Raw genomic sequence first — 10,402 nt, 5'->3', positions numbered from 1 at the left:
GCGCCGCCTATAAAAGCGATTGGGTGGACTGGTATAGCTTCTTTGGCACGACCGCGCCAGAAGGTAAGTACCCAACCCTTGCAGAAGCCAGTGCTGCGGCAATTAAGCTACTGAATAGCAAAGGTGTTGAGCTAACAAGCATAAATTATCACAAACGCTTTAAGGCAGACCCAAGATTGCCATCGCAACCCCACATCGTCTATAAAAGCAATTGGGTGGACTGGTATAGCTTCCTTGGTTCGAATAAGTACCCAACCCTCGCAGAAGCCAGTGAAGCGACGATTAAGCTACTGAATAGTGAAGGTGTTGAGCTATCAGGTTTAAATTATCGGAAACACTATAAGGCAGACCCAAGACTACGTTCGGACCCCTACTACACCTATAAAAATGATTGGGTGGACTGGTATAGCTTCTTTGGCACGACTGAGCCAAATAAGTACCCAACCCTCGCAGAAGCCAGTGAGGCGGCAATTAAGCTACTGAATAGCAAAGGTGTTGAGCTAATAGGCCCAAATTATCGGAAAAACTATAAGGCAGACCCAAGACTGCCATCGCAACCCTACATCGTCTATAAAAGCGATTGGGTGGGCTGGTATAGCTTCTTTGGCACGACTGAGCCAGATAAGTACCCAACCCTCGCAGAAGCCAGTGAGGCGGCAATTAAGCTACTGAATAGCAAAGGTGTTGAGCTAATAGGCCCAAATTATCGGAAAAACTATAAGGCAGACCCAAGACTGCCGTTGGGCCCCAACGTCACCTATAAAAATGATTGGGTGGGCTGGTATAGCTTCTTTGGCACGACTGCGCCAGAAGGTAAGTACCCAACCCTTGCAGAAGCCAGTGCTGCGGCAATTAGGCTGCTGAATAGTATAGGCGTTGAGCTATCAGGTTCAAATTATGAGAAACACTATAAGGCAGACCCAAAGCTGCGTGCGGCCCCCGGCACCGTCTATGAGAGCGATTGGGTGGACTGGTATAGCTTTTTGGGCACGACTGCGCCAGAAGAGAAGTACCCAACCCTTGCAGAAGCCAGTGCTGCGGCAATTAAGCTACTGAATAGCATAGGTGTTGAGCTAACAGGCCCAAATTACCAGAAACACTGTAGGGCAGATCCAAGGCTGCCAGTTTCCCCCCACACATTCTATAAAAGTGATTGGGTGGACGGGTCACACTATCTCAATCCTCTTAATTATTATCATTCTCCACAAGAAGCTTATGACGCGGCGATAAATATTGTTGGCATAAGGGAGAAATTAAGTCTTGCAAGGTATGAAGGGGTGCGAATTACTGACTCTAGACTGCCAGCAAAGCCTCATATTTTTTATAGGTTAGGTTCATGGCAACAGTTTATTGCTTGTCGCTTTTACCTCTCTATTGATGAATGCGCGAAAGCTGCTTTAAAAGTTGTTCCAGAGGGCTGTCGTACAGTAAATGGGTACGCCGAAAATTACAAAAAAGACCCTAGACTTCCATCTCGACCAGATAATATATACTCCGCCTGGGAGAGTTGGACAGTCTTTTATGAGGGGAGAAATGCCAAGCCTTACACTATTGAAAAGTGCATTGAAATCGCGAATGAAAATGCACTTTGGGATGTTGAAAGTTATGAGGTATTCCGAAAAAAAATCGACAGTCGCTTGGTATCTCATCAAACCTTGACATCTAAGACTGGTAACGACTTTAGGGGATCGTTAGGCATTGAATACTTCACACTAGAAGAGGTAAAAGGCTATTGCCAGAAAAATCGTATTGCTACGATGCCAGAATATAAAGACCATGCTAAAAAACACCCTCGTTTAAAAGTATCTTTAACCCCTAAGAGTTTGCCAAGTTACACCAACTTCAATGATGTGAAATGGCAGAGAGAGGAAGGGCAGGAACTAGAAGATTTAGGTTTAGAGAGATGGTGCACAATTTATCGAGACTACAGGAATGATACGCCAGAATTAGGGGCTGCCGCAAAGATAGCTATCGTGGGTTTTTTTGCTTTCTTTGGGCACTTTTTTATTAAAAATAAAGAGATTGGGAGTCTTTTCTCTAAGGCGATAACCGCGCCTGACCTCAATCAATTTCTCGATTCTGATAAGGTTCATCCATCTAAAAAGACGGCCTACCTCACACACATTTATGCCTTTTTAACCTTTGCCTTCAACAGAAGTTGCACAGCAGAAGATGAAGATGAGTCTTCTGCTCTTGTTGTGCTTGAAGGATATAAGATGCCTTACGTAGAGCTATTCTCTAAGGTTTCAAATAACAAGAAAACGACATCCAATCAAACAGTCAAACCCGCTCTCCCTTACGGCTATATTGTTAAGGCGAGAGATGCATTGGTTCCAGAGAGAGCACAAAACTTTTCAGACTTGCGTTTTGCCCATACTCTTAACGAGTCTGACTGGTTTGAAGTTAGTGAAGAAGTTTATAACCAAGAAAAGGATACAGCCGAAGGAGAGAAGCAGGGAGATCCTGATTGCATTGTGCGTCCACGGAGTGTCACAGGGCGCAGCAAAGGGCGAAGTGGCGTTTACTCAACGATTTATGAGATGTGGTGTCCTGCTCGAGCAATGGCATTGTATTTTTTAATAACACATCCGCATCGTGGTCAGCAGATATGTTGGATGGACAGTGGTGAAACCGACAAATACCGCCTGAATTACAACCAAAATGCACCACAGGATAATCAGTTTGAGTGGGTAAAAAACACCTCTCCGCTCCGGAAAAAGTCACTAAACAAGCGAGATACAGGAATTTTCTGGAAGACCGGACGCCAAAATGAATTCGGTATGTTTACCAACACCAATAAAACAGGACAACCGTTTACATCTGTGTACTTTCCTCTTGAGCTTTCTAAATGGTTAGTTAAGTTGCGTGATTGGCAGGAAAAATACAACTCGATCTCAGAGCCGACTTCTTGGGGGGCTCTCACTTTCAATACAGCCAACAAGCCTTCAGAGAGAGTTTTAAACCAACGAGGTGCAACGTCTTTCTTGTTTAGGTTGCCAAAGCCATCGCAGTTAAAAGGCGGTCTGACAGAAGGCTCACCTATAACCCCTGATGCACTAGTTCCTGCGCTTGCTAAGCTTTTACGACATATCGAAGATGAGAACCTTCCTCTCACTTATGTACAAAAAGGAATCGTTAGGTCCTATTATACCAAGCACGCAATGCGAGTCAGTTTAATTACGGCTTATGTTGTTCACGGTGATGTACCTTTGGAAGTGATGGTAAAAATCGTTGGTCACGCAACCATTCTGATGACTTTGCATTATACGAAAATAGAGCAAGGTGAAATCAAACGTACACTCGATAATGCAGAAAAAAAAGCACTGCAAAACCATGCTAAGCAAGTTGAGGATGCCATCCTTCAAGGCAAGATAAACAGTATTAAAAGTGAATTGATTATCAGTGAAAGTTCTGTTCTTCACACATCTGATTACCCTTTAGCATCGCTTCAATTTACCGACTATGGTATTTGTCCAATGGCATTTAATGGTTGTGACTCAGGAGGGACGGAGGTCAATGCGAACGGGAAAGAGGTTCCAGCGCAAGTGAAGCCTGGTTGGTTAGGTGAGAAAAATTGCTTTAGATGCAAGCACTTTGTCACAGGTTCTGCTTTTATTGCGGGACTTGCCGCAAAAGGGAATGAAATCGCTAGCGCGAAATTAAGATTGAGTCAGGTGATTCAGGACTTGGAGTCTGAATGTGATCAGTTAATGCAAGACGCTTCAACTCTTGAAGGTTTGGGGGAAAAAAGTGCTGCGGCCAGAAAGCTAAGTGACAAAAAACTTATTGAACGTGATATTGAGAGCAAAACTTCATTATTAGATCTCTATATGTGCGATATTTTTGCGATTTATAAGCTGATTCAACAATCTATTGAGCTTCTTTCAAATACTGAAAATACAAAAGGAACAAAGGGCGTACCGCTCCTGTTAAATAACCCAGGTTTATCAATTGCCATTGACGAGGTTGATGAATACCAAGTGCTTAATGAGGTCTGCCAGAATCGAGAGGTATTCGTTTCAGGCATGGCTGACCATGACAACCTCAAACGAGCACAGATGCTAGATCGAATGTTAAGGAAGAATGGCATGGAGCCCGCGCTTTTTGAGCTTCCTCCAGCGGTGCAATTAAAGGTCGGCAATCAAATGACAAACCTCATGTTAGAGCGCCTAAGGGGAGATTGGAACGGTGTAAACGCCCTTATCAAAGGACTAAAGCCACTTAATTTTATCGAATCACAAAACAACAGCAAAGAGATGAGTTTAGCTGATGAATTGAAGATGACTATACCCCCAGTTCGTCGCAACCGAATTGAATTTATGGAGGGCTAAAATGAATTTTGACCGCGCATTAGAAGAAATAAAACAAAGTGCAAAATCGCCAAGAACCTTGAAGAGTTTAGAAATAATTCAAGAGGTTTGCCGAGAAGAAGTGTTAAATAAATCCTTCGACTTCACAGTAACGAATATTGGCGCAAAGAGTGGCGAACGCGGGGGGGTGAAGACGCAACCTATCAGAAATAAATCCGGTCAACTTTACCGCGACCTAATTAAACTATATTCGGAAGAATACGAGCAGGATAAGAACGTAAAGACTTCTTCATTAACTAATGAAGACTCATGGGTTCATGGGATTAATGATACAGCAACAAAGTATCTGATCGGATTCACGCTTCGTGAAAACAGAGAACTAAAAGCGAAGAACAACATGCTTCGAAATAAATGGCGGCAGTATGAACCAGTCATTATTGAAGAGGTCAATCAATACGAAAAGAAACCAGAAGCGCAAGTTGAAGGTGAATTTATTGCCCACAACCCCCGATTATCACTAACTGAAAAAGTATTACTTGAAGACTTGGTGAGTGAGACTAAATGGCGATCTAAAGGATGCTACATGGAACGCGGCAATGTTTATCATGATGAAAGTGAGAAACCTATACTAACTCAAGAACATATAGCATTAATAGAAAAGGTGCTTGAACAGGGATGATATGCCTATAAAGGTATACTGTTTATATGGACACAAGGGGGCGTAATGAAAAGTCAGAAAGTTGCGTATATTCGTGTATTAAGTCAAGAGAAAAAAGTTGATAGTCAATTGATAGGTATGGTTTTTGACAAGATATTTGTAGAGGAGATGTCTGCAAAATCCGCTAAGAATCGCCCCATATTAGCCCAGTGCATCGATCGCCCCATATTAGCCCAGTGCATCGATTATGTAAGGACCGGCGATACTTTGTATGTCCACTCCATTGATCGGTTAGCTAGAAGCCTTCTTGACCTACAGAGCGTAATTTCTCAAATCACTGATAAAGGAGCAACTGTTTGCTTTCATAAAGAGCATCATGCTTGTAACTTGCTTCTGTCGGATAGACGACACTTGTTACCAAGTGCCGCCCTCCTAGGAACCCTGCGTGCAACTTTCACTGCACTAGGCTCAAGCCTCCACAAAGGTATCGTTTGATACCCAGCAACTTATAAAGCAGTGAGAGCAGGTTCATTCCAAGAGTTACGAGCTTGCCTTTTCGATTTTCTCATAGCCAAGTATTCTTGGTATTGAGGATTGAATGGTATGGCCGCATTTCGGATTTCTACATGTCTCTCAATGGGCACTTTGGCTATTTGGAATAGATTGAATTGGCAATCCATATCCTTGACCTTCTGCCAACCGTGAAATTGCCATTGGCCTTTTCGGTTGATGAAGTATTTAAGGGCTACCCAAGTCTTAGGCTTTGTTGGATGACGCCTTACTGCCCAGTGCCATAACGTATAGAATAGTTTGTGCCCAACATACCCGAATACTTGTTTAGCAACGCAATGACGATAATAATTCGCCCAACCCCTTAGTTTTGGATTTATCAGTTTGATAAGATCGTTAACAGGGATGGTTGCGTGCTTTTTGATGAGTTCGCGCAGGTTACTCAAGAACAACAAGGTATTGGACTTGCTCGGTTTAATGAGCAATTTTCCTTTGTACTTCCTATGATTGAACCCTAAGAAGTCAAAACCATTGTTGATGTGGGTAATGTGCGTTTTCTCTTCGGAGAGTGTTAAGCCTCTTTCCGCTAAGAAATCAGCAATCAACGGTTTGATATCGTTCTCGAGCACCTCCTTTGAAGCGCAGGTGACGACGAAATCGTCGGCGTATCCAATAAAGTTGGCTAGCACCCTTTTTGAGTGCTGTAGACTTTATGCGCTGCTCGAGTCCTGCAAGAGTCATTAGCATCAAGGTTGGGGATATAACCCCTCCTTGTGGTGTGCCCTCATCAGTACGATAAAACAGCCCTTTATCCATAAAACCAGACTTTAACCATTGTTCCAACATTCGTTTATCTATGGTGATGTTATCAATAAGCCATTGATGCCCGATTTTGTCGAAGCAGGATTTGATATCTCCCTCAAGAACCCATTGCGCTGATTTCTTTAGAGCCAAGCATTTGAAGCACTGATCGACTGCGTCGGCAGTGCTACGATTTGGTCTAAATCCATAGCTGTTAGGGTCAGCAAGCGTCTCCGATATAGGCTCTAATGCAAGAAGGTGGAGCGCTTGTTGTACTCTGTCTATCATGCATGGGATACCAAGAGGTCTAAGTTTGCCATTCTTTTTGGGGATATAGATACGCTTGAGTGGTTTGGCTTGATATGCCTTCCTGCTCAATTGATTTACTGCTTTTATGCGGCGTGCATCCGTGTTCCAGATGACACCATCTATTCCAGGCGTTCTACTGCCTTTGTTTTTTGATACTCGTTTAACAGCAAGAAGTTTTGCTGAACGCGAGTGAGTCAGTATCCATTGCAACGCTTTCGCCTTACCGTATTTACCTTCTCGTGTTGCCTTTGCAATACGCATTTGAAGCTTTAATACATGCGATTCAACGGATTTCCAGTCTATTGACTGCCATTGTTCGGCGTCAGGAGAGGCACTAATTTCTGTTGAAATCATCATTTGCGTTTCTCCTTGAATAAAGTTCTTCAAATTATCTTGCAACGGGAGACCAGTCGGAAGTGGGCTCACTTTCGTGACCAGACACAAGTCTGTATCTGCATCGTTACAATGCAGCCTTTGCTTTTTCCAACCTCCTATACCTGCACCGCTATCGGCCATATCAGCTTTCCCAAAGGGAGCAATACAGGCTTACCGTGTTCCGTATGTCGCGCAATGTCAGGGTAGATGCCCGCTATAGTGCGAAGAGCCATATTGACCACGAAAGAGCATGGGGCAATCTCTTTCCAACTCTCATTGCCTTTTGGCCACAGCGTATAAACCACTTCCGCTGTTTCATCATATAACGCACCTTATGCGGATTCACTTATGCTCATCATACTGACTCCCTAGCATTCACCCAATTTGTGGTTATCAGGAGGATCGTTCTCTCACGATTCGGATCCCGATTGGTCTATAACCAATCTTCGTTACATTGTCAGAGCCGCTACTTTATTCAGGCTCCTAGGTTCATCTGGTGATACAGATGGTTCACTCAAAAGCGGTGAACAGCGCTTCATACGACCTCACGTCGCACGCCCCAAAGTTTGTTAGCCTTCGAATGAAGGCTGATTACATTTTCTGTTTTAGCTTCTGCCTGAGTAGGCATTGAATTGTTTGCTTGAAGGTCGTACCTTCATGGCTATTTATCACCTGCGGTGTGCTTATGTGCAGATACTTCAGCGAAACGCCGCAAGCACTTCCATGTGGGCTCGACGATGGCATCCATGCCATCAACGTACGCTGCCGCATATATGGACCCATCCCGTTTGCAAGACATTTGATATCAATTTTGAGAAGAGTTCATTGCACCCATATATTCGGCCTGTTTATGAGGTTAACCTCTGGCCCTGATGGATATGTGCCTCTACTTTCCTGATCATCTACACGGCTTCTTTAGAGCCCTTGCGGCAGTTAGGTTTTAAGTAGAGCAGTCTGACTGTCTCATCATCAAATCAAGTGTCATAGCAACTTGCTGGTATGTCTTACACTAACTCGGTTATCTTACTTTAGGGCAACAGCTACGCAAATGTCCTATATTCATCTTCCCTAGCGGCGATAGCCCAGGTCATTCTTGCAAGCTTGTTCGCTACTGCAACACAAGCCTTATTGAAGCCCTTTCTTTCGGCCAAGGCGTATGCCCAGCGGCTCAGCCTATCTTGCTTGCCTCCGCAGCGCTGCAAGACTGCTCTTGCGCCGTGTATAAATAACGTTCGTAAGTAGGCATTGCCTCTTTTACTTATCCCTAGCAGGTTATCTTTGCCGCCACTGCTATGCTGTTTTGGCACTAAGCCACACCAGGCTGAGAAGTGCCTGCCATTGGAGAAATCTTTTCCTTCTCCTACCGCTGCGTAAAAAGCGGTTGAAGTGATAGGGCCAATGCCTGGAGAAGTCTCTACACGCTGGCAAACTGGATTTGTATTTCTCTCTTCTAGTATTTGAGCATCACAGCTTTTTAGGCGCTTCTCGATATCGATAAACTCTTCATGCAACTGGGTAAATATATATCGTCCTTTCACTGTCAGCTCATTGTTTTCATCAGATAAGATATCAGGAAAAGCTCTCCTAAATGCCGCTTTGCTTTTTGCTATAACGATACCGTACTCTGCCAACATACCTCTAACCTGATTGACTAAGGCTGTAGACTGCTTGTTTAAACGCTCCCTCATTCGGTGAAGCATCTGTACATCCTGCTGTTCGACAGGCTTTGGTTGTACGAAACGCATATTTGGTCTTTGTGCTGCCTCTGCTATTGCAAGGGCATCGTTATAATCATTCTTATTCCCTTGCCGGTAGGGGATGACAAATTGTGGCGCGATTAACTTCACTTGGTGCCCGAGTTTTTGAAACTCCTAGCCCAATAGTTTGCGCTACCACAGGCCTCCATGACTATTAGGCATGGCTCTATCTTGGCAGCAAAGTGAATCACATCTTTTCGCCTGAGCATCTTCTTTTTAACTAGCTTACCTGCCTGATTTACTGCAACAAAATGAAAAACAGACTTTGCGATATCTAAACCAATTGTAGTAATCTTCATGATGGACCTGTCCTCTTTCTGATGAGTTTTAGTAACTTCATCGTGGCCCATTGCGAGGCCGATTAAAAGGGGATGGATCCATTCCATTATCTACACTGGCTGGTTTACGAGAAAGTTCTCTCTTCGATTAGAGCTTTTTGGAGCAGCCTCTAACTTGGAAATGTCCAGAATCTTGATTGGTTGAATTTTTACCGTGTGTGATCACCAAGCAATTCTAAGGTATTCGTTCGATAATCCTCCCATCAATGAGCAGCGCTTTAAAAGTGTAAGTAAACGCGGTAAACCGCACTATTACTGGGTTCGCTCGGTTTTGTGATCATTCTGCCATGTACTCCAAGCGAAGACATGGCTCAGCGATCCCTCCCACCCCCATCAATAAGCGACGGTCTAAAAATGTAACTAATAATGGCAACCATCATGACACTGGGCCTAATAATTACTGGCTTTTTTCGGGTTTGCGGTCGTTCCTACCTCCATTGAGTCTAGATGACTTAAATGAGGTTTTTAATGGTGAAATCCTTGCCCCCACTGGGTTTGATCGGGTTTTCGATTGTTCCTACCCTCATTGGGACCTGAGGGTTATGAGCGTTCATTCCCCCGTTGACGGTCAGGTGACTTGAATGTGCTTTTGAACAATAAACCTTCGCCAACATTGCCCTTTTTCGGGTTTACGATCGTTCCTACCTCTATTGAGTCTAGGTGACTTAAATGAGGTTTCTAACAGCAAAACCCTTGCCACCACCGGGTTTGGTCGGGTTTGCGATCGTTCCTGCTCCCATTGAGGCTAGGTGACTTAAATTAGGTTTTTAACAGCGAAATCCTTGTCAACACTGGCTTTCTCGGGTTTGCGATTGTTCCTCCCCCCATTGAGTCTAGGTGACTGAATGGGATTTTGAACTGCAGAACCCTTGCCACCACCGGGTTTGGTCGGGTTTGCGATCGTTCCAGCCTCCATTGAGGCTAGGTGACTGAATGTGGTTTTGAACAGCAGAACCCTTGCCACCACCAGGTTTGGTCGGGTTTGCGATTGTTCCTGCCCCCATTGAGGCTAGGTGGCAGAATGTGGTTTTGAACAGCAGAACCCTTGCCACCACCAGGTTTGGTCGGGTTTGCGATCGTTCCTGCCCTCATTGAGGCTAGGTGACTTGAATGTGGTTTTGAACAGTAAAAACCGCGCCACCAAAGGGTTTCGTGAGCTTTGTGATCGTTCCAACCCCCATTGGCGGCTAGGTGACTGAATGTGGTTTTGAACAGCAGAACCCTTGCCACCACCAGGTTTGGTCGGGTTTGCGATCGTTCCTGCCCTCATTGAGGCTAGGTGACTTGAATGTGGTTTTGAACAGCAGAACCCGCGCCACCAAAGGGTTTGGTCGGGTTTGTGAT

At 44.4% G+C, this 10,402-nt stretch carries 3 protein-coding genes and 2 pseudogenes; 3 read left to right on the top strand and 2 right to left on the bottom strand.

What is annotated here, in order from left to right; all coding sequences use genetic code 11:
• The 3 genes from EKG39_RS22525 to EKG39_RS22515 all read left to right on the top strand — a co-directional run.
• Positions 1-4,331, top strand: a 4,331-nt coding sequence (locus EKG39_RS22525; protein ID WP_126508216.1) for a VPA1269 family protein, incomplete at its 5' end; no start/stop codon positions are given.
• Between the two features lies 1 nt (position 4,332).
• A complete protein-coding gene (gene gmtX, locus EKG39_RS22520) occupies positions 4,333-4,989 on the top strand; it encodes a gamma-mobile-trio protein GmtX (RefSeq protein WP_126508215.1) in 657 nt (218 codons plus the stop codon).
• 45 nt (positions 4,990-5,034) lie between these two features.
• Entirely contained in the window at positions 5,035-5,463 is a 429-nt protein-coding gene (locus tag EKG39_RS22515; RefSeq protein ID WP_221767385.1) for a recombinase family protein, read from the top strand.
• 11 nt (positions 5,464-5,474) lie between these two features.
• On the opposite strand, the pseudogene ltrA reads toward EKG39_RS22515, so the two are convergent.
• Together ltrA and EKG39_RS22500 are read right to left on the bottom strand one after the other, a co-directional pair.
• Positions 5,475-6,945, bottom strand: a pseudogene (gene ltrA, locus EKG39_RS23855) (group II intron reverse transcriptase/maturase).
• A gap of 1,058 nt (positions 6,946-8,003) precedes the next feature.
• Positions 8,004-9,019, bottom strand: a pseudogene (locus EKG39_RS22500) (IS110 family RNA-guided transposase).
• Between the last annotated feature and the right edge of the window lie 1,383 nt (positions 9,020-10,402).

Source organism: Shewanella atlantica (genome assembly GCF_003966265.1).
In the GTDB taxonomy this organism is placed as follows: domain Bacteria; phylum Pseudomonadota; class Gammaproteobacteria; order Enterobacterales; family Shewanellaceae; genus Shewanella; species Shewanella atlantica.
The sequence above is the reverse complement of the archived record's forward strand: the minus strand, read 5'-3'. Positions and strand labels throughout refer to the sequence as shown.

What these genes read in the sequence shown, in the direction of transcription:
- gmtX (WP_126508215.1), top strand. Translation starts at nt 4,333, where the DNA reads ATGAATTTTGACCGCGCATTAGAAGAAATAAAACAAAGTGCAAAATCG.
- EKG39_RS22515 (WP_221767385.1), top strand. Translation starts at nt 5,035, where the DNA reads ATGAAAAGTCAGAAAGTTGCGTATATTCGTGTATTAAGTCAAGAGAAA.